The sequence below is a fragment of the uncultured Victivallis sp. genome, from assembly GCF_944391105.1.
Taxonomy (GTDB): Bacteria; Verrucomicrobiota; Lentisphaeria; order Victivallales; family Victivallaceae; genus Victivallis.
Genome location: NZ_CALXSK010000039.1, coordinates 21,844 through 40,049, shown reverse-complemented (window position 1 = coordinate 40,049; position 18,206 = coordinate 21,844). Strand labels below are relative to the sequence as shown.

Here is an 18,206-nt window from a genome sequence, read left to right as displayed (position 1 = left end):
TGTAAGTTAATCGCCATAAATTACACGCCACAAGCAGAAACCGCGAACGTCAGCTATTTATCATACCATCTCCTTTCCATAAAACAAGGGAATGAGTGGAAACTCTCTTCCCTTACTATAACCGGGTTCGGAGAAATTTCCCGGAAACATTGTCAAAAGAGTATAAAAAGAGCGTTCCGTGCGCAGGTCATCTCGGTCTGGCCGCGGCAGCCTTGACTGCGCGGAAGAGTTCATCCGGGGTCATGCCGCTGCGCGGGTTGTGCTTGTGATAACCGTTCAGAGCGTCGCGCAGCTCCGCGTCTTCGAGCTCAAGGTCACGGAAGAAATCCGCCAGGTCGCAAATCATATATTTCCGGAACAGAACCCCCGGGATGGACAGGAAACGGCAGCTGGCCACGTCGATCCAGACGATGTCGATCTCACCGTCTCCAAGCGGTTTCCAGAGGAAGTTGAACACTCTCACCCCCTTGTGGAAGCAGTGGATCGAATGCAGTTTGCCGACAAACGCGAGGTTCCTGTCGATAAAAACCTTCTGTTCCGGAGCTCCGCGCAACTTGCCGCCCGGGAGGAAATCGCGCCCATCCACGTACCCATCCGCGAACTGTGTGGCCAGGAACGAATGTTTCAGGTGAAAACTTTTCCGCTCGTCACCAGCGAACAACAGTTTCGCCATCGGGATGCCGAGCGCGGCAAACGCGCGGTAATTGGCCGCCTCCAGTGCGGTTTTCGAACAGCGCAGCAGGTAACGCAGCGGCTTCACGCATTTGTAGTCCTTGAAGGCGAGCGTGATGGAGCCATACTGTTCCGGGAGCGTAATTTTGCGCACCATCTTATTCCGGGTCTGCCAGATCACCTCGCCGCCGGACGCAAACAGTTCCGGCGCCTCGAAATACGCCGCCTTCACTGCGTCGAACCCCGGTTCCACATGAAACCAGCTCGACCGGAACCGAATCCCCATTTTGGAAAGGGCGCGCCGTTTCAGCTGCCCGGGACTCACCTTGCCGACCTCTGCACTCACCGTCTGCCTCCTGATGCTTGTCATGAAAACTCATTATAAATTAATGGAACTTTCCCGGAAATCAAATGAAAAACCGATTTATCCGGCAAACATCCGCATCTGATCTTGCATTTCTCCGGCGATGGGGTATACTATTCACCATGCAACCCTGAATGGAAAGGCAGGAAAAATGGGCATTCGCTTTTTGTATCCGGAAGGAAAGATCAAAACTCTGACCATGAGCTACGACGACGGCGTCGTCCAGGACAGGCGGCTCGTGAAACTCTTCAACGAGAGCGGAATCAAAGGGACGTTCCACATCAACTCCGGGATTCTCGATCAGGGAAACCGCATCGCTTCCTCGGAGCTGAAGGCACTTTACGCCGGACATGAGGTTTCCTGCCACACGGTGACGCACCCGTTCCTCGAGCGGCTGCCGCGCACGGAGATCGAACGGGAGATCCGCGAAGACCGCCGGCGGCTCGAAGAGCTCTGCGGCTATCCGGTCACCGGCATGTCCTATCCGTTCGGAACCTGGAATGACGAGGTGATCGCAATCGCGAAGAGCTGCGGCATCGTCTACTCCCGCTCGACCAGAACCAGCGGCGGTTTTGGAATTCCGCAGAACTTCATGGCGTGGGACGCGACCTGCCACCACCGTGAAATGCTCGAAAAAGGCGCGGCGTTCCGGGAGTTCGACCGCTACCCGCTGGCGATCTTCTACGTCTGGGGGCACGCGTATGAGTTCGACAACAACTCGAACTGGCATGAGATGGAGGAGTTCTGCCGCATGATGTCGAACCTCCCGGACGTCTGGTACGCCACGAATATCGAAATCTACCGTTACCTCGAAGCGATCCGCTCGCTCGTGACCTCGGCGGACGGCGGGATCGTCTACAATCCGACCGCCGTCACCGTCTGGTACGCTTACAACGAAAAGACCGGCACCATCCGTCCCGGCGAAACCGTGACGCTGAACTGAAAATACCGGGGAATGCGGCGGGGGTCCCCCGCCCTCCCCGCTTTCCCGCTTAAAACTTCTCCTCGGTGATGAATCCGGTCGAAGTGCCGTGGGCGACGAGTTTGCCGTCCTCGTTGAAAACGTCGACGTCATAGACGCAGGTGCGGCGTCCGCGGCTGACTTCGGTCGCCTTTGCCCGCAGGGTTTTGCCGAGGCCGGGGCGGAGAAAACTGATCGAAGAATTCATCCCGACCGTGCGGAAGCCGTAAGAGTTTGCAGCCCCGGCGAACGCGAGGTCCGCGAGAGTGAAGATTGCGCCTCCCTGGGCGATTCCCACGCCGTTCAACGAGTTTTCGGTGATCTCCATGACCGCTTCGGCATATCCGGTCCGGAGAACATCGAGCCGCATGCCGTTGAAGCGGCAGAAGCGGTCATCTTTGTTGAGCAATTCCCTGAGTTCATCCATTTCCATATTCATCATCTCCTTGTGCTTTCCACACTATACACCGCGAACGCGCAATACGCAAAAAAAATCGCTCTGAAATTGAAAAGAGATGCGAACGGTGGTATAGTATGAAGTTATCTTCAATATATTCAGGAAAGAGCAGGACGCCATGTCTACAGAAACGCGTGAGAGCTGGAGCGGGAAACTCGGTTTCGTGCTCGCTGCCGCCGGTTCCGCCATCGGGCTCGGCAATATCTGGAAGTTTCCCTACATCACCGGGATGAACGGCGGCGGAGCGTTCGTGCTGGTCTACCTGGGCTGCATTCTTCTCTTTGGACTGCCGCTGATGCTCTGTGAGATCACAATCGGCCGCAAGACCGGGAAAAATCCGTACGGAGCGTTCAAGGCACTGCAGGTAAAACGTTCGCGGACAGCGGATGTGATCGGGGTGCTGCTGATGCTCGGAGCCGTGTCGCTTGCGGCGTCGGGGCATTACGGGTTCGCAGTGATCCTGTTTGCGGCGGCGTGCCTCTTTGTCTGGCTCGGTTTTGCGGCGGTTGGGTTGATTTCGCTGATCACGGCGATGTTGATTCTCTCCTATTATGCGGTGGTCGGGGCCTGGATCGTCGACTACGTTTATCGGTCATTCACCGGCGGGCTTCACTTTACGCAGGTGTCGGAGGCGGCCGGGGCATTCAATCACTACCTCGACCGGGAACCGGGAAGAATCGCGGCGGAGCTCATCATTTTCATGGTGCTGACGGCGGGGATGATCATCTTCGGAATCCGGAAAGGAATCGAACGGTGCTCGAAGGTGTTGATGCCGCTGCTTTTCTTCCTGCTGCTGGCGGTGATCGTCCGCGGCGTGACGCTGCCGGGGGCGAAGGAGGGAATCCGTTTCTTTCTGAATCCGGACTTCTCGAAACTCAGCATCGCGGGAGTGCTCGAAGCGCTCGGCCACGCGTTTTACTCGCTGAGCCTCGGCATGGGGATCACGATCACCTACGGCAGTTACCTGCGCAAGGACGAGAACATCTTCTCGACCTCGCTCTGGATCGTGGCGCTCGACACGCTCGCGGCGCTGCTCGGGGGGCTGGCGATCTTTCCGGCGGTGTTCGCGATGCAGCTTGCGCCGGATGCGGGACCGGGGTTGATCTTCAATGTACTGCCGGCGACCTTCTACCGGATTCCGGGTGGAATGGGGTGGTTCTGGGCGGGACTCTTCTTCCTCATGATGACGATTGCGGCGCTGACCAGCGCGGCGGCGCTTCTTGAGAGCGGCGTGACCTTTATCATGGATCAGTTCAAAGTGCGGCGTGTTCCGGCGGTGATCGGAACGTTCCTCGGCGTCACGCTGCTCGGTTTTCTGACCTGTTACAGCACGAACCACTGGGAAAATCTGCCGGGAATCGAGCATTTTGTCCAGAATGTATTCAACGTGCGGACCGGCTCGTGGTTCGACCTGCTCGACAAACTCACCTCGAACTGGATGCTTCCGCTCATGGGGCTCCTGACGGTCATTTTCGTCGGCTGGATCTGGGGAGCACGCAAAGCCGGCCGGGAGCTGCGCGAGGGAACACACGGGCTCGTAGACGAAAATCTCATCACCTGGCTCTCGGGATTCCGCGGGGAACCGCGCTACATGGAAGCGGCCAATTCGGGACTGACGATCATGACGCTGTGGGGGATTCTGATCCGTTACATCGGACCGGTCGTCATTCTGGCCATCTTCATTCAGGTCATCACAAAGTAGCGGCGGCCGGGCCGACGGTTCCGCCGGGAACAAGGATCGGTTCGAAGCGGACCGATTCGCACCTCCCGGTCTCGAATGCGAGCAACAGCTGCGCAGCGACCGCTTGTCCGAGGTCGTACTTATGCTGGTAGACGGTTGACGGGGCGGGCTCGAGCAGTTTCAGCCACGCAAGACCGTCATAACCGATCACGGAAAACGCCTCGGGAATCCGCATTCCCGCAGCGGTCGCATTGCTGCAGAGCGCGGCCGCAAGCAGATCGTGCAGGCAGAAAACCGCCGTGAAACTCCCCGCCGCGGCGAGAACCTCCCCCGGATCGAAAAAGCGCTGCGGAACCAGGCCGTGCGCGCCGTAGAACTCCTCGAACGCCCGGAACCGGGGCTGCCCGAACCCGAATGGATTCCCCAGCAGTGCAACATTGCGGTGCCCGTTTTCCCACAGGAACCGGGCGGCCAGTGCGCCTCCGGCGGCATCGTCGTTGTAGACGGACGCAATCCCGTCCAGAACCAGATTCAGCCCGACGACGGGACGGTTTTCATTCAATTTCCACAGATGTTCGAGATTCGGGATCTTCCCCTCATCGTCGAGGACGGGACTGATGACATAACCGTCAACCCCTTTCGCGCGCATCTGCCGGAGCGCTTCGAGTTCCTGTTCCGGATCGGTATGAGTGCTCGCCAGAACCAGATGGCAGCCCGAAGCGGAGAGCCCATCCTCGATCCCGGCGATGATGTCGCTCCAGAAGGAGGAGTTGATCCGGTCCCGCACGAGCAATCCCACGAGAAACGTGCGATTCTGCTGCATCGCACGGGCGAAAAGATTCGGCACAAAATCGTATTTGCGCACCGCGGCCTCCAGCCGTTCGCAGGTCGCTTTCGAGAGTTTATACTGCTCCGCCTTGCCGTTGATGTAGAACGAGGCCGCCGTCACCGACACCCCCGCCTCCCGGGCAATATCCGCCAGTTTCACCCGCTTCGCCATGGCTTCCTTTCAAAAAACGTGTTGCATTTTCCTAAAATAATCCATTCCCTCTTTCTTTGCAAGAGAGCACTTGCATTTTCCTGAATCGGCGCTATACTAAAAACAGAAGCCACCTAAAATGTTTTAACAAAAAAATGAGGTCAGGGACATGGAATCGATGATCGAAGCGGTGAGACGGAATCTGAAGTGGTTCAGACGTTCGGGGGTAATGGTTCCGGCGGACGGCAGCTGGGGAGTGGCGGAACGGTTGAGCGTGGCGGACGGAGCCGCTCTGGAGATGATGCTGCGGGAGTTTCCGGCCTGGACGCGGACGCGGGAAGGGTATGTGCTTGAACAGCGGCGCGCCGACTGCAACTTCGAAGCGGCGCTGCTGTTTCTGTATGCGGGGGAGTGCGGCGTCGATGCGGATGCGCAGAAAACGGGAGAATCGATCCTCGATTTTCTCTATTTCCGCAGCGGGTTGCTGAACCGCTTCGACAAGCGGTATCCGGCGGGGAGCTGGAACTGGTCGCACATCAGGCGCGAAAGCGTCGTATTTTTCGATGACAACGCCTGGTGCGTTTTCATACCGCTGGCGATCGCGAAGCGGTATCCGGAACTCGATGCGAAATACGATCTGACGAAATGGGCTTTGACGCTGGCGGACGAGTTCATCCCGGCGATGCGCCGCAGTTTCCAGACGGAGAATCCGGAAGTTCCTGGCACCTGGGGCGATCCGCAATTTCAGTGGCGCGGGCGGTTTGAGCTGCCGCACTGGGGGTCGCTCGCAACGATGGCGCTCAGCCGGGCCAGTCAGGTCAAGCCGATCCCCGCCTGGCGCGACGAGGTGCGCCGTTATCATGATTACGTTGCGGGAGCGCTCGACAACTTCACGGTCAGCGAACACGCCTACGCGCTTCTGGGAGCGGCGGAAGCGTACCGGACCTTCGGGGAGCAGGCGGACTGCGAACTTGCGGAACGGGCCGCGAAGTTGATCCTCGCGAAGCTCGATCCCGCGACAGGGAACATTCCGGCGGAACACTATGAAGCCCCGAAAGGCGAGCATCTGGTCGATACGATCTATACGCTGAACTGGTCGTTTCTCGCGTTGCAGATGGCGGCGGAACTGACCGGCAATGCGACGATCGCCGCGGCGAAAGTGAAACAGGCGAAACTTCTGCTGTCGATTCAGGACCGCAGTGACTCCGACTTCTTCAACGGCTGCTGGCGCGGCATGTTCGATCTCAAAACGAAAAGCTGGGGCGGCGGCAACTGCTATGAAGGGGGCGCGGGAAGCATCTACACGGGCTGGACGAATGCGCCGATCTCACTCGGGTTGCTGCTTGAAACGCGGAAGAGTTCACTGCTCGATCTTTAACTTCGCGAGGAACTCTCCGAGCACGGCGGGATCGTGCAGAGCTTCGGCTTCGACGGCGGGGAGTTCCGGATGCAGTTCCATCCATGCCGCGGCGAAGAGTCCCGGGGCGTAACCGACGATCGCCTCGCCGCGGTGGACGGCGGTGTGAAGTCCGCAGGAGGGGGATTTCGCCTTGAAGACGAACCCCGCAAGTCCGAGATTGCCGAGCTCCAGCGCCCTCCGGCGACAGAACGCGCGCATGGCGCAGCTCAGACAAGTTCCGGAACGGACACCGCGCAGTTCGGGTCTGTCCGGATCGTCCTCCAGCTGAATCGGCTCGCGCGGGGTGGGCAGTCCGAATTCGGTTTCCGGGCAGACGGGAACCCATTCGATCCATTCTGCGAGCTCCCGGGCAGGCAACGGGTCGAACTTGTCGCGCCCGTCGTAGCGGACGGGATGTCCGAGCAGACAGAGGCTGATTCCGACCCGCACCTTCATAATGCAACCGCCCAGACGAGCGTAATGAGTTCGCACAATTCCTCGCAGCATCCGATCGTGTCGCCGGTCGCTCCGCCGATGACCGATTTCGTGATACGGCTCCAGAGGAATGCGAAGAGAAGCAACGCCGCCCCGAGCGCCACGCCCGGCGCCACGCCGAAAAACCACCACGCCAAAGCACCGGGCAGCAGCAGCGCCAGCACGATTCCGGCGACCGGCCGGCGGCGAAACCAGATCGCACCGAGTCCATCCGGACGGGCGTAACGGCTCATCGCATTGTAGAGGACGATTCCGCAGCGTCCCGAAAGCATCATGATTCCGGCCGCAACCGGGAGCGCCGCCGCCGGGATCGAGGCGAAAAGCGCGAATTTCATGCCGAGCAGCGCGAAGATCGCCGCCACCCCCATCGAACCGATACGGCTGTCACGCATGATCTCAAGCTTGCGTTCCCGCGACCGGCCGGAGAGGAAACCGTCGGCCGTGTCGGCGAGTCCGTCGAGATGAAACCCCTTGGTCAACATCTCCGGCAGCAGTGCGAGCAACATCGCCGCCGGCAGGCACGGAATCCCGATCCATTCGATCGCCCATGCCGCACAACAGAGAATCCCTCCGAAGAGAAGCCCGGCAACGGGGAAGAGGTTTTGCGACCGCTGCAGCTCCGTTTCAGTCGGGCGGAACCGTCCGAGCGGAAGGATGCTGAGCATCGAGATGGCGGCCAGAAACGTTCTCACTTGAGTCCCTCCTCGGTGACGTTCGCCGACTCAAAAGTGGCCATTTCGGTCATGATCGCCCGGGCGGCGTCGAGCAGCTGCAATGCGAGGGCGGCGCCGGTCCCCTCCCCGAGCCGCATGCCGAGATCGAGCAGCGGTTGCTTCCCGAGCAACCGTGCCATGGCGACATGACCGGGTTCGGCGCTGCCGTGTCCGAGGATCATATAATCGCGCGAGGCGGGGGCGAGAACGGCGGCGACGAGTGCGCCCGCGCTTGAAATGAAGCCGTCGATCACGACAGGTTTGCGCATTTTTGCCGCGCCGAGGACGACTCCGGCGATGCCGCCGATCTCGAATCCGCCGACCTTCGCAAGCAGATCGACGCCGTCGGCGGGGTCGGGGTGGTTGCACTCGATGCCGCGCCGGATCACGGCGGCCTTGTGCGCGAGCTTCGACGGATCGAGTCCGGCGCCGCGCCCGACGAACGGAGTCGGATCGTCTTTGCCCGAAAGCACCGTGACGATCGCGGAAGAGGGCGATGTGTTGCCGATTCCCATCTCACCGGTTGCAAAGACGTCGACTCGCGGCGCAAGCTGTTCCGCAACACGGATTCCCGCCTCAAGCGCCCGGACGGCCTGTTCACGGCTCATGGCCGGGCCGACCGAAAAATCGGCGGTTCCGGGGGCGATTTTGCAGTCGATGACCGCGCCGGCCTCGACGAGATCCGAAAGATCGGAGGCGACTCCCATGTCGACGACCGTCACATGTGCGCCGGCGACGCGCGCGAGCACATTGATTCCGCCGCCGCCATGCACGAAGTTGCGCACCATCTGAGTGGTCACGCTCGACGGCTGCGGGCAGACGCCCTGGCGTACGATGCCGTGATCGCCCGCCATGAGGATGATCTCCTTCCGCGCGGTCGGGAAGCGGGGGTTCCGGGTCATGGCCGCGAGTTCCTCCGCGAGATCGAGCAGCCGCCCGAGCGCGCGGCGCGGCATGGTGAGAGTGTCGATGTAACGCCGCGCCTCTTCCCGGACAGCCGCATCGGCGGGCTCGATCGCGGCGATGGTTTGTTCCAGCAGATTGTCGTTCATTTCACTTGATCCTCTGTGCGATTCCTGCAACCAAAAAATAGACTTCATCGGCTTCCGCCGCAATCACCTGCGCACAGCGCCCCGAAAGATCCCGGAAGCGGCGTGCGAGCGCCGACTCCGGCACGAGTCCGAGTCCGACCTCGTTGATGACAAGTACCGAGAGCGGAGGCCCCTTGCGGAGCTCCTCGACGAGCGTCCGGGTCCGCCCGGTGATCTCGATTTCGGTAAGTTCGGGATTTTCATAAAGAAGGTTGTTGATCCAGAGCGTCAGGCAGTCGATGAGCACGGCACCAGCTTCCTCGGCCGCCGCGAGGCGGATTGCGTTGACGAGATTTCGTTCTTCTTCAATCGTAACCCAGTTCGCTGCGGCGCGCCGTTCCTGGTGGAGCCGTACACGCTCGGCCATTTCCGAATCGAGCACCGGAGCGGTCGCAATGTAGAACGGGGTTCCTTCGGCGCGCAGCACAAGTTCTTCTGAGAAATGACTTTTTCCGCTGCGGGCTCCGCCGATGACGAGCACGATTTTACGGGACATGATTCCAGACTCCGTGGTTATATTCAAACACACTCAACGAACCGCGCGGCGGGAGCACCTCATGCTGGCGCCGCGTCGGCAATCCTTTCCAACCGGAAATCATCCGCATGAGCACCCCGCCGTGGGTCACGACGGCGGCACACTCGATGGATTCCCGGACGAGATCGCGTGTGAAAGCATCCACCCGCGCGGCAAAAGCGGCGAACGCCTCCCCCCCGGGAAACACCATTCTCTCAGGCTCTTCCGCCCAGACGCGCAACTCCTCCGGCGTGGCGATGCCGGCGATTTCGTCGAAGAGCAGCCCTTCCCACCGTCCGAAGTCGATTTCCCGCAAACGCGGATCGAACACGCTCCGGACATGCGGAACCTTAACAAGTTCAAGAGATTCAATCGCGCGCCGAAGTGGACTGCAAAAGAAGAGTTCCGGGGAAAAATCAGCCACGCGCTGACGCAGCGCCCGGCACTCCGCACGACCGGAATCCGAAAGCGGCGCCTCCGTAGTCCCGATAAAGCGCCCGCGAAAACTTTCGGCGACCTCGCCGTGCCGAATCAAAAGAATTCGTTTCATGAGAGCCACACCCCCAATCCGGTTGCCGCCGCGGCGAACACCAGAGCTGAAACCACGGCAAGATACTCCGCTCGAACAAGGTCGCGACAGTTCAACTTTTTCCTTCCGTTTCCCCAGTACGGGTACGGCTCACACACGCCGCCGTAGACGGTCGGACCTCCGAGACGGATGCCGAGCGCGCCGGCGAATCCGGCCATGCCCCAGCAGGAGTTGGGGCTCGGGTGGTCGTGGCGGTGACGGATTCCGGCCTTCAGGGCCGCTTTCCCGTCCATGCCGAGCAGAAGCGCCGCAACGGCGATTGCGGGCAGAGTGAGCCGGGCCGGGATGAAATGGAGCAGATCATCGGCCCGCGCCGCGAAACGGCCGAAGAGCAGATAGCGTTTGTTCCGGTAGCCCCAGCAGGCGTCGAGCGTATTGGCCGCACGCAGAAAGAGTGCTCCCGCGGCGGCTCCCGCGACTCCGTCGATGAAATAGCCGAGAACAGCGAAGAAAAGCGCGCCAGTCACCGCGTCGATCAGATTTTCGCCGAGGCTTTCGACTGCGCCGCGCACGATTTCCGACTCATTGAGTGCAGCCGTATCGCGGCTTACGATCATCGAGAGCGCCCGACGTGCGCGGGGCAGATCGCTGTTTCGCAGTGGCCGCAGAATTGCCCGGGCGTGGTCGATGAGACTGCGCAGGGCGATCGTCAAATAGAGAATCACGGCAGCGAGCAGAACCCCGATGCTCTCATGCCGTGACAGGGCAAACCGCACTGCGAGCCATGAGACCGCGGTCACACCGCCGACAAGGATGACCCAGCCGATGAGTCCGGCGAGGAATTCGGAGCGGAACTTCTTCCGGCAGAAGCGCTCAACCGGCAAAGCGGCGCGGCCGAAAAGCGCGACCGGGTGCCATGCGCTGTGCGGATCCCCGAACAGCGCATCGAGCAGCAGAGCCAGAGCGATCAAACAGATGAGCGTCATGCTTGAAGCCTCCTGAGAAACGCCTCCGCCGCGGCAGGGTTCGAAGCGAAGTGCAGATGAATGTAACTGCCGCAGACGTTTCCGCGAACACTTCCGGCGGGTCGTTCAACACCGCGCAAATCACGAGCAATAAATAAATTGCGATCGGTGGGAACGGTCTTCAGAAACGAGTAATGGAACTCATGGCCTCGAAGCCGGGTCCCGGCTGGACCGAACAGAGAGTCAGCGAGGTAGAAAAGCTCCCGGTATCCGAGCGAGGCGAGTTGACGCCCCATAACTGCCTCTCCCGGCAGAAGGCCCAGCAGCGGATGGCGGACGCCATCGAACCCGGTGAGAGATTCCAGCAGATAGAGATACCCTCCACATTCCCCGTAGACGGGGCGGCCGGATGCGGCAAAGTCGCGGATCGACTGGAGCATGGGGAGATTGCGCGAGAGAGTTTCCGCATACAACTCCGGAAACCCGCCGCCGAACCAGAGTCCGGCGAGGTTCGGCGGCAGCTCCGCACCGCGCAGCGGCGAAAAGGGAACGATCTCGACCCCGTGTTGCCGAAGCAGCGCAAAATTCTCCTCATAAAAGAATTGGAAAGCCTCATCCTGTGCGACGCCGAGTCGGACGCAAGGCGCCGGAACCGCGACGTATTTCGACTCGAACACGGGAAACTCCACGCGCGTAAGCTCAAGCAACCGGTCAAGGTCGATGGAACTCTCGACGGCGTCGGCAAGCATGTCGAGCCATGACTCTTCCAGAGGAAGGGGGGCGAGGCCGAGATGACGCTCCGGCAGTTTCAGCCGCTCATCCCGGGCGAGAAAGCCGAGCAGCGGAGGAAGTCCGGCACACTCCAAAGCGCCGCGCAGCAATCCGGCATGATGAAGCGATCCGGCGTTATCGGCGATGACTCCGACGATGCGAACACGCGGATCCCACTCTGAGAACCCGCGCACCAGCGGTGCAATCGACCCGGCCATGCCGCGCGCATTCACCACGAGAACGACCGGAATATTGAGCAAAGCGGCGATTTCCGCGCTGCTTCCGGCAGGGGATTCGGGAGCATTGCCGTCAAAGAGTCCCATAACCCCTTCGACGACAGCGACTCCCGAATCCGCCGCGTGGCGGGCGAAACTCCGGCGAACGCCCTCCTGCCCCATCAGGAACGTGTCGCAGTTGATTGAAATCCGACCCGCGGCCTGAAGATGAAAGAGCGGATCGATGTAATCCGGCCCGCATTTGAACGGTGCGGGAGCAAGGCCGCGCCGGAACAGCGCACGCAGAATCCCGAGCGACAAGGTGGTTTTGCCGCTGCCGGAGTTCGTTCCGCCGATCAGGAATGCGGAAAACGTTTCACGCTTCAAATTCATGTTTCTCCCGGTAGCCGCGACGGCAGTAGAAACGGTTGCCGCGCACGACAGTCTGTGAGTTGCCGAAAATCACGATCGAGGTCATGTTCACCTCGGAAATCGGAAAATTCTCAAGCGTAACGAGATCGATCCTCTGCCCGTCGCGGAATGCATTGTGCACCACCGCGGCCGGGAGCGTGTCGCCGCCCGATTTGCGGAACACCTCGACCGCATCGATCAGAAGCTCCTCGCGCTTCGTGCTGCGTGGATTGTAGAATGCGACCGGCAGATCACAGGCCGCAACTGCCCGAATTCTCCGCCGAATCAGCTCCCGGTCGGTCATCAGATCCGAGAGACTCAGCACGGCGAAGTCGTTCATAAAAGGCGCCCCCACGAGCGCTGCCGCAGCAAGCGCTGCCGTCACCCCTGGGACAACTTCAACATCGATCCCGCGATAGCGCTCGATTTCACAGAGTTCAAGCAACAGTCCTGCCATTCCGTAAACACCTGCGTCACCGGAAGATACGACAGCAACCCGTTCTCCTGCCAATGCAGCTTCAAGCGCTTCGCGGCAGCGCATGATCTCCTGACGCATCCCGCTGGAAATCAAACGCTTGCCTGCGATCATCAGCCCAAGCTGATCGAGATAGAGCCGATACCCGGCCACAACCGTACAGGATTCCAGCACCTCCACGGCCCGTCCGGTCATGAGTTCCGGAGTTCCCGGTCCAATTCCAATTGCATATACTTCAGCCATTTATCACCTCTGCAACAGCAACGGTCACACACTCTGCGGCCGTTTTTTCCACCACAAGTTCCGCGCCGTCCCCCGCCGCAAGCAGTGCCGCCGCTTCGGAGACGGACCGTATTCCCAGATGCGCTTCAGCCGCCGCAGACGGATTCGGCACCTCGACCGCATTCAATTCGTCGGCTCCGAAAAAGCGCAGGGCGATCCCGTGCGACTGCGCAAAAGAGAACAACCCCGCCTCATCCTGCTTGAGCTCGGCCGTCGCAATCGCCGCGATGGACGCCCAGTCGATGTTCCGCGCCTTCAAAATCCGGTCCGCCAATGCTTCGATCGTCGCAGCGGCCACTCCGCGCCTGCAGCCGATTCCGAGCGTAAATCGACGCGGCACAAGATGCAGAACCAATCCGGAGTTCCTGGCGCGGACAGTGATCCCGGGCGTGTCGGCAAGGAATCGAAACTGCGTATTTCCGGCGTAATAACGCTGAAAAAGTTCCTGCGGCATCGAGAGTTCAAACGTCTCGCCGTCGAGCATCGCGACGGCGCACTCTTTCAGAAGTTCCGGATTCGCAATGCGGAATCCGTGACGCGCGGCAAGCTCATCAAACGCCATGAGCCCCGAGGTATCGGTCGCGGTTGTGATAACCGGCCTGCCGCCCGTGATGCGCGCCACCGCCGCAGCAAGCCGGTTCGCCCCTCCCAGATGGCCGGAAAGCAGACTCACGGCGTAATTTCCCGCCGCGTCGCAGACCACGACCGCCGGATCGCTCCCCTTCTCCCGGCATAGCTGCGCAACGTGCCGGACGACGACTCCGGAAGCCATCACCATGACCAGCCCGTCGTATGTACTCCAGCCGCGCTCGAACGCCTCGGCAAACTTGCCGTCAGGATAGCGGACGAGCCGTGACGCGGGAGCCAGTTCCGCATATTTTTCCGGAAGGACGATCACCGCATCTTCCAGTCCAGCGGCAATTTCAGAGGCTTTGTGCGCCCCTGCGGCGGTCAGCGCGTAGATCGCAACCCTTCCGGAAAACGCCGCCACACCGCCCGCATTGCGGTATCCGGTTGCAAACGTGTCGTCATAGAGTTTGGAAAGCGCTCCGTCGCGCCCGAGAACGCGTCCGACGACGACGAGCGCCTGCCGCTTGATCCCCGCTTCCGCGACTCCGGCCGCGATGTCGGCAAGCGTACCGCGCACAATCTTCTGATTCGGCCAGCTCGCACGGTAAACCACAGCGACAGGAGTTTCCGCCGGCAGTCCTGCGGCCCGGAGCCGCCCGGTCAGGCGCTCCATCTCACCCACACTCAAGTAAAGACACATCGTCGCGCCATGCGATGCAAGTTCCTCGATCGCCTCCTTCTCCGGAACGGGGGTGCGTCCCTCAGCGCGGGTCAGGATCACACTCTGCGACAAATCCGGCATCGTGAGTTCGACCTTCAGCGCGGCTGCGGCGGCAAACACGCTCGAAACCCCCGGCACAACCTCGTATGGAATGCCGAGGTTGTCAAGCTCGCGGTACTGCTCCGAAACTGCCCCGTAGATCGCCGGATCCCCGGTGTGGAGACGAACGACCCGCTTCCCGGATCGATAGCCATCAACCATTTGCTCAAGCACCTCATTCAAAGAGAGTTTCGCACTGTTGACAAGTTTGGCGCGCTTCGCGCGTTCAAGCAGTTTTTCATTCACGAGCGATCCGGCGTAGATGACCAGATCCGCCTCATCGAGCGCGGCGGCTCCACGCAGGGTAATCAGATCGACCGCGCCGGGACCCGCTCCGACGAACGTAATTCGTCCACTCATTTTCCGTTTTCTTCCTTCATCGGTTTGCGGTAGACCGCGATGGTGATCGGGTTCTCCGCCTTCATCAAAGTTCCGCTCCCAAGCGGAATACCGCGACTCACATTCACGGTCAGGAGTTCGCAGCGAAACGCCGCAAGTTCCGATCCGAGCGTCGCACCGCTCTCGGCAAGCACTGCCGTCGCCGCAAGAATGCCGCCCGGTTTCAGCCGTTCAAATGCGCGCCGGAGAATCTCTCCGAGCTCGGAACCGCCGCCGCCGATAAAAATACGATCCGGCTCGGGCAGTTCCGGAATCCATTCAAGCGCAAAACCTTCGTGCAGCGAAAGAGCGTTCAGCCCTTCCCGGCGGCAGTTCTCCGCAAGTTCGATAAACCGTTCCGGATTCTTCTCGACAAAGTGCACTTCCAGTTCCGGGCAGAGCCCGGCTGCTTCGAGCCCGACCGAACCGCTCCCGGCGCCGAGATCCCACAACACCCCCGGCCGGAGACGCAGTTTCGAAAGCACAACCGCCCGGACTTCAGGATGCGTAATCATCTGTCCCGCATGATGATACAAATCATCATCCAGCCCGAGCGGCAGATCCGGAAACACATTTTCCCGGTCGGGCAGCAAAGTGAGAACCGAGAGCGAACGATCCGCGTTGCGATCGTCCGCGATCGCCGCGAGCGTTCCGGAGGCGGCATATTCCGATGCAAGACCGAGATCGCACCCGACCGCCGCCCGGCGCCCGGCGGCGTGTGGAAAACGTGCAACGAGCTCCCTTGCAACGTGTCGCGCCGTTCGCTCCGCATCACAGTAGATCGCCGCAAGCGGAGCACGCAGCATCCGGCGGAACGGCAGAATTTCCGCTTCTCCATGCAGGGAAAAGAAGGCCATTCGCTCCCACGGTACGCCCAGCCGGGCGAACAACTGCTGAAATGCCGTCGGCGCCGGATGAAACACAAACGCCTCATCCGGAGCGAGCCGTCGCAGCGTGCCGCCGATTCCGCAGCAGAGCGGATCGCCGGAAGCGAGCAGGGTCATTCTCCGCCCGTTCCGCCGTGCGAGAGCGTCGGCAAGCGTCTCTGCAGGAGCCGCCCCGAGTTCAACACACTGCGCGCCCCTCTGCAACTCAGGAGCGGCAAGAGCGAGCAGCCGTCTGCCGCCAAGCAGCAACTCCGTGTTGCGCAGGACATTGCGCGCCTCCGCCGAAAAACCGGCACCGTCACAGCCGACCACCTGAACCGGATTCATCGAATTCTCCTCCCATCCTCATCATAGAGAGCAAGTTCCAGATTGACAGGCCGAACCCACTCCCGCAAAACCTCCCGCGCACGAATATAAACCGGATCGAGCACTTCTTGAAAATGAGACTCCCCGATCCGCGCGCGGAGTTCCCCCATCGTATCGATCGCTTCGAGCGGAATCCCGGGCAGATCGACGCCGAAATCGCGCAACCGTGCCAATGTCAACTTATTCCGGTGGGCATGCGTATTTTCGAGCCCGCACGCGTATTTGAAGAGTTTTCCCGGCATGCAACCGACGATCACCCGTTCGAATCCCGCTTTCGCCACCGCCTTCAACGCAACTTCGATGAAATCCGCCACCGGGACGACCGCTTCCGGCGGAATCCCGGGCCAGTCACGCCGCACCGCCGCCGTCGTACGGTTTCCGGTCGTCAACGCCGCGGCCGTCGCGCCGTTTGCGGCGGCACTGCGCAGCTGCAATGCGATTGTCGCGGCATACGCCGCATTCGAGAACGGCCGCACGATGCCGGAATTCCCGAGAATCGAAATACCGCCCGCAATCCCGAGCACAGGATTCAGCGTTTTTTTTGCAATTTCTTCTCCTTCAGGGACGGAGACGGTAACAAGCAGTCGTTCTCCCTGCGTTCGTCCGAAACCGGCAAGTTTAAAATTTTCCGCGAGGATCCGGCGCGGCCCCGGATTGACCGCCGCCTTGCCGACCGGAACCGCAAGCCCCGGCCGGGTCACATGTCCGACTCCGGTTCCGCCGCGTATGACGATCTCTCCTTTCCCGCACGGAATCAGGTGATCCGCCTCCTCCGGTTCGCCGGAAAAAGAAACAACGGTCACGGAAATCTCGCACCCGCTCGTCACATCAGGGTCATCCCCGCCGTCTTTGATGACCGCAGCGCCACCCGGCCAGATGCGCGCGATCGGAATCTCCGGCGTTTCGCCGCCCGGCAGCTGCAGTCTGACCGACCCGCCGGCGCCGCGCCAGGCGGCGAGCGCAGCCGCCGTCATCGCACTGCCGGTCGTCCAGCCGCATCGCAATGTTTCCGTCTGCATCACTCCAATCCACACTCCATCATGCCGTGCAGCGCCGCGACAGCAAGCGGACTGCCGCCCCGTCTCCCGGAGATCCGAACATACGGGATCCTCACAGAATCAAGAAGTTTCTTCGACTCCACCACATTTACAAATCCAACCGGCATCCCGATGATGAGCGCCGGGGCGATCCCGCGTTCGACCGCGAGTCGAACCACGCCCGCGAGAGCGAGCGGCGCGTTTCCGCAGAGAAACACCGCGCCGTCGAGTTCCGAAGCGTGCAGCTCCACCGCCGCAAGGGCCCGCGTAATGCCGCGTTCCCGCGCATACGTACCGGTTTCCGTGTCAGCGACCGGACAGAGGATCGATTCCCGTTCATAGCCGGGGAAAAAGCGTTTCAATTTCGGAACCGAGAGTCCCGACTTAATCATATTCGAGTCAGAATAGATCCGCGCCCCCCGCCGCAATGCCGCAAGCGCCGCACCGACCGGGTCGCCGGAAAATTCCAGAAAATCAAGAATCGTAAAATCCGCACAGGTGTGCACAAGTCTGCGCGCCACATGCCACTCAGGTTCGGAAAAGTGCGCACGCACAACGGGATCCACCTCCGCGTCGATGCGGCGGAAACTCTCCTTTTCAATCGCTCCGCCGTCGCAATCCCAGAGGATTGTGTTGAATAAATCCTTCATCAGTAATCAATTCCTTTCTGTGCCGGGACACCGTTCCGGAACGGGTGACGGATCTCCCGCACTTCCGAAACGAGATCGGAAACGGCAACCAGTTCCGGCGGCGCGCCGCGCCCCGTCACGATGACATTCAATTTGCATCGACGGTTCACAATCGACTCAACCACCTCGTCACAAACCAGATACCCATTGCGAAGCGCCACATTCAGTTCGTCGAGAATCAGAAGTTCCCCGCGGAATCCGGCGAGCAGTTCCTTTGCCCGTTCCCAACCGCGGCGGGCCGCGCCCGCGTGATCGCCCGGATGATTTGTCAACCCCAGCCCCCAATCCTCAAAAATCACTTCAGGGAAGTTGGTTGTGAAGAAATTCCGCTCTCCCGTCGGCCGATCGCCCTTCAGAAATTGCAGAATCGCCACGCGCCAGTTCCAGCCGAGCGCACGAACCGCGATGCCGAACGCACTTGTGCTCTTCCCTTTCCCGTCGCCGGTCAAGTTCAAGAGCAATCCCCGGTCCTCTTCATGAAGCAT

General features: G+C 60.7%; 19 protein-coding genes. 3 read left to right on the top strand and 16 right to left on the bottom strand.

What is annotated here, in order from left to right:
- Positions 1–187: 187 nt before the first annotated feature.
- Entirely contained in the window at positions 188–1,018 is an 831-nt protein-coding gene (locus Q0K10_RS11770) for a lipopolysaccharide kinase InaA family protein (RefSeq protein WP_294507259.1), read from the bottom strand.
- Positions 1,019–1,187: 169 nt separating this feature from the next.
- On the opposite strand from Q0K10_RS11770, the gene Q0K10_RS11765 reads away from it, so the two are divergent.
- Complete coding sequence (locus Q0K10_RS11765; RefSeq protein ID WP_294507257.1) at positions 1,188–1,979, top strand: polysaccharide deacetylase family protein; 792 nt, start codon at positions 1,188–1,190, stop codon at positions 1,977–1,979.
- Positions 1,980–2,028: 49 nt separating this feature from the next.
- On the opposite strand, the gene Q0K10_RS11760 is transcribed toward Q0K10_RS11765, so the two are convergent.
- Positions 2,029–2,430 carry a PaaI family thioesterase gene (locus tag Q0K10_RS11760; RefSeq protein ID WP_294507255.1) on the bottom strand — a complete coding sequence of 134 codons (402 nt, stop codon included), beginning with the start codon at positions 2,428–2,430 and terminating at the stop codon, positions 2,029–2,031.
- A gap of 142 nt (positions 2,431–2,572) precedes the next feature.
- Here Q0K10_RS11760 and Q0K10_RS11755 point away from each other — a divergent pair, with 142 nt between their 5' ends.
- Entirely contained in the window at positions 2,573–4,156 is a 1,584-nt protein-coding gene (locus Q0K10_RS11755) for a sodium-dependent transporter (RefSeq protein WP_294507252.1), read from the top strand.
- Here Q0K10_RS11755 and Q0K10_RS11750 read toward each other — a convergent pair.
- Positions 4,146–5,135, bottom strand: coding sequence for a LacI family DNA-binding transcriptional regulator (locus Q0K10_RS11750; protein ID WP_294507250.1), 990 nt, complete (start codon positions 5,133–5,135; stop codon positions 4,146–4,148). The genes Q0K10_RS11755 and Q0K10_RS11750 overlap by 11 nt on opposite strands.
- Before the next feature lie 148 nt (positions 5,136–5,283).
- Between Q0K10_RS11750 and Q0K10_RS11745 the strand changes: the two genes are divergently transcribed.
- On the top strand, positions 5,284–6,492 hold the full coding sequence (locus tag Q0K10_RS11745) for a hypothetical protein (protein ID WP_294507248.1): 1,209 nt from the start codon (positions 5,284–5,286) through the stop codon (positions 6,490–6,492).
- Here Q0K10_RS11745 and Q0K10_RS11740 read toward each other — a convergent pair.
- The 13 genes from Q0K10_RS11740 to Q0K10_RS11680 are packed head-to-tail and all read right to left on the bottom strand — an operon-like array spanning position 6,475 to position 18,206.
- Entirely contained in the window at positions 6,475–6,969 is a 495-nt protein-coding gene (locus tag Q0K10_RS11740) for a DUF523 domain-containing protein (protein ID WP_294507246.1), read from the bottom strand. The two genes, Q0K10_RS11745 and Q0K10_RS11740, sit on opposite strands and share 18 nt — an antisense overlap.
- Complete coding sequence (cobS, locus tag Q0K10_RS11735; protein ID WP_294507244.1) at positions 6,966–7,700, bottom strand: adenosylcobinamide-GDP ribazoletransferase; 735 nt, start codon at positions 7,698–7,700, stop codon at positions 6,966–6,968. The genes Q0K10_RS11740 and cobS overlap by 4 nt, the downstream gene beginning before the upstream one ends.
- Positions 7,697–8,773: a nicotinate-nucleotide--dimethylbenzimidazole phosphoribosyltransferase gene (cobT, locus tag Q0K10_RS11730; protein ID WP_294507242.1), complete on the bottom strand. Its 1,077-nt coding sequence runs from the start codon at positions 8,771–8,773 to the stop codon at positions 7,697–7,699. Before cobT ends, cobS begins: the two co-directional genes overlap by 4 nt.
- A gap of 1 nt (position 8,774) precedes the next feature.
- Positions 8,775–9,308, bottom strand: a complete 534-nt coding sequence (cobU, locus tag Q0K10_RS11725; RefSeq protein WP_294507240.1) for a bifunctional adenosylcobinamide kinase/adenosylcobinamide-phosphate guanylyltransferase — start codon at positions 9,306–9,308, stop codon at positions 8,775–8,777.
- Positions 9,298–9,876: a histidine phosphatase family protein gene (locus tag Q0K10_RS11720; protein WP_294507238.1), complete on the bottom strand. Its 579-nt coding sequence runs from the start codon at positions 9,874–9,876 to the stop codon at positions 9,298–9,300. The genes cobU and Q0K10_RS11720 overlap by 11 nt, the downstream gene beginning before the upstream one ends.
- Positions 9,873–10,841: an adenosylcobinamide-phosphate synthase CbiB gene (gene cbiB / locus Q0K10_RS11715; RefSeq protein ID WP_294507235.1), complete on the bottom strand. Its 969-nt coding sequence runs from the start codon at positions 10,839–10,841 to the stop codon at positions 9,873–9,875. Before cbiB ends, Q0K10_RS11720 begins: the two co-directional genes overlap by 4 nt.
- Entirely contained in the window at positions 10,838–12,199 is a 1,362-nt protein-coding gene (locus Q0K10_RS11710) for a cobyrinate a,c-diamide synthase (RefSeq protein WP_294507233.1), read from the bottom strand. Before Q0K10_RS11710 ends, cbiB begins: the two co-directional genes overlap by 4 nt.
- The gene (gene cobJ, locus Q0K10_RS11705) at positions 12,183–12,935 is read right to left on the bottom strand and encodes a precorrin-3B C(17)-methyltransferase (protein WP_294507231.1); all 753 of its coding nucleotides are present in this window, start codon (positions 12,933–12,935) and stop codon (positions 12,183–12,185) included. Before cobJ ends, Q0K10_RS11710 begins: the two co-directional genes overlap by 17 nt.
- Positions 12,928–14,724 carry a precorrin-4 C(11)-methyltransferase gene (gene cobM, locus Q0K10_RS11700; protein ID WP_294507229.1) on the bottom strand — a complete coding sequence of 599 codons (1,797 nt, stop codon included), beginning with the start codon at positions 14,722–14,724 and terminating at the stop codon, positions 12,928–12,930. Before cobM ends, cobJ begins: the two co-directional genes overlap by 8 nt.
- Positions 14,721–15,956, bottom strand: a complete 1,236-nt coding sequence (gene cbiE, locus Q0K10_RS11695; protein WP_294507227.1) for a precorrin-6y C5,15-methyltransferase (decarboxylating) subunit CbiE — start codon at positions 15,954–15,956, stop codon at positions 14,721–14,723. Before cbiE ends, cobM begins: the two co-directional genes overlap by 4 nt.
- Entirely contained in the window at positions 15,953–17,014 is a 1,062-nt protein-coding gene (gene cbiD / locus Q0K10_RS11690; RefSeq protein WP_294507261.1) for a cobalt-precorrin-5B (C(1))-methyltransferase CbiD, read from the bottom strand. The genes cbiE and cbiD overlap by 4 nt, the downstream gene beginning before the upstream one ends.
- Positions 17,014–17,682, bottom strand: a complete 669-nt coding sequence (locus Q0K10_RS11685; RefSeq protein WP_294507225.1) for a precorrin-8X methylmutase — start codon at positions 17,680–17,682, stop codon at positions 17,014–17,016. The genes cbiD and Q0K10_RS11685 overlap by 1 nt, the downstream gene beginning before the upstream one ends.
- Positions 17,682–18,206, bottom strand: coding sequence for a cob(I)yrinic acid a,c-diamide adenosyltransferase (locus tag Q0K10_RS11680; protein WP_294507223.1), 525 nt, complete (start codon positions 18,204–18,206; stop codon positions 17,682–17,684). Before Q0K10_RS11680 ends, Q0K10_RS11685 begins: the two co-directional genes overlap by 1 nt.

What these genes read in the sequence shown, in the direction of transcription:
- cobT (WP_294507242.1), bottom strand. Translation starts at nt 8,773, where the DNA reads ATGAACGACAATCTGCTGGAACAAACCATCGCCGCGATCGAGCCCGCC.
- Q0K10_RS11765 (WP_294507257.1), top strand. Translation starts at nt 1,188, where the DNA reads ATGGGCATTCGCTTTTTGTATCCGGAAGGAAAGATCAAAACTCTGACC.
- cobU (WP_294507240.1), bottom strand. Translation starts at nt 9,308, where the DNA reads ATGTCCCGTAAAATCGTGCTCGTCATCGGCGGAGCCCGCAGCGGAAAA.
- Q0K10_RS11755 (WP_294507252.1), top strand. Translation starts at nt 2,573, where the DNA reads ATGTCTACAGAAACGCGTGAGAGCTGGAGCGGGAAACTCGGTTTCGTG.
- Q0K10_RS11710 (WP_294507233.1), bottom strand. Translation starts at nt 12,199, where the DNA reads ATGAATTTGAAGCGTGAAACGTTTTCCGCATTCCTGATCGGCGGAACG.
- Q0K10_RS11750 (WP_294507250.1), bottom strand. Translation starts at nt 5,135, where the DNA reads ATGGCGAAGCGGGTGAAACTGGCGGATATTGCCCGGGAGGCGGGGGTG.
- cobM (WP_294507229.1), bottom strand. Translation starts at nt 14,724, where the DNA reads ATGAGTGGACGAATTACGTTCGTCGGAGCGGGTCCCGGCGCGGTCGAT.
- Q0K10_RS11745 (WP_294507248.1), top strand. Translation starts at nt 5,284, where the DNA reads ATGGAATCGATGATCGAAGCGGTGAGACGGAATCTGAAGTGGTTCAGA.
- cbiB (WP_294507235.1), bottom strand. Translation starts at nt 10,841, where the DNA reads ATGACGCTCATCTGTTTGATCGCTCTGGCTCTGCTGCTCGATGCGCTG.
- Q0K10_RS11740 (WP_294507246.1), bottom strand. Translation starts at nt 6,969, where the DNA reads ATGAAGGTGCGGGTCGGAATCAGCCTCTGTCTGCTCGGACATCCCGTC.
- Q0K10_RS11720 (WP_294507238.1), bottom strand. Translation starts at nt 9,876, where the DNA reads ATGAAACGAATTCTTTTGATTCGGCACGGCGAGGTCGCCGAAAGTTTT.
- Q0K10_RS11680 (WP_294507223.1), bottom strand. Translation starts at nt 18,206, where the DNA reads ATGCTTCATGAAGAGGACCGGGGATTGCTCTTGAACTTGACCGGCGAC.
- cobJ (WP_294507231.1), bottom strand. Translation starts at nt 12,935, where the DNA reads ATGGCTGAAGTATATGCAATTGGAATTGGACCGGGAACTCCGGAACTC.
- cbiE (WP_294507227.1), bottom strand. Translation starts at nt 15,956, where the DNA reads ATGAATCCGGTTCAGGTGGTCGGCTGTGACGGTGCCGGTTTTTCGGCG.
- cbiD (WP_294507261.1), bottom strand. Translation starts at nt 17,014, where the DNA reads ATGCAGACGGAAACATTGCGATGCGGCTGGACGACCGGCAGTGCGATG.
- Q0K10_RS11685 (WP_294507225.1), bottom strand. Translation starts at nt 17,682, where the DNA reads ATGAAGGATTTATTCAACACAATCCTCTGGGATTGCGACGGCGGAGCG.
- Q0K10_RS11760 (WP_294507255.1), bottom strand. Translation starts at nt 2,430, where the DNA reads ATGGAAATGGATGAACTCAGGGAATTGCTCAACAAAGATGACCGCTTC.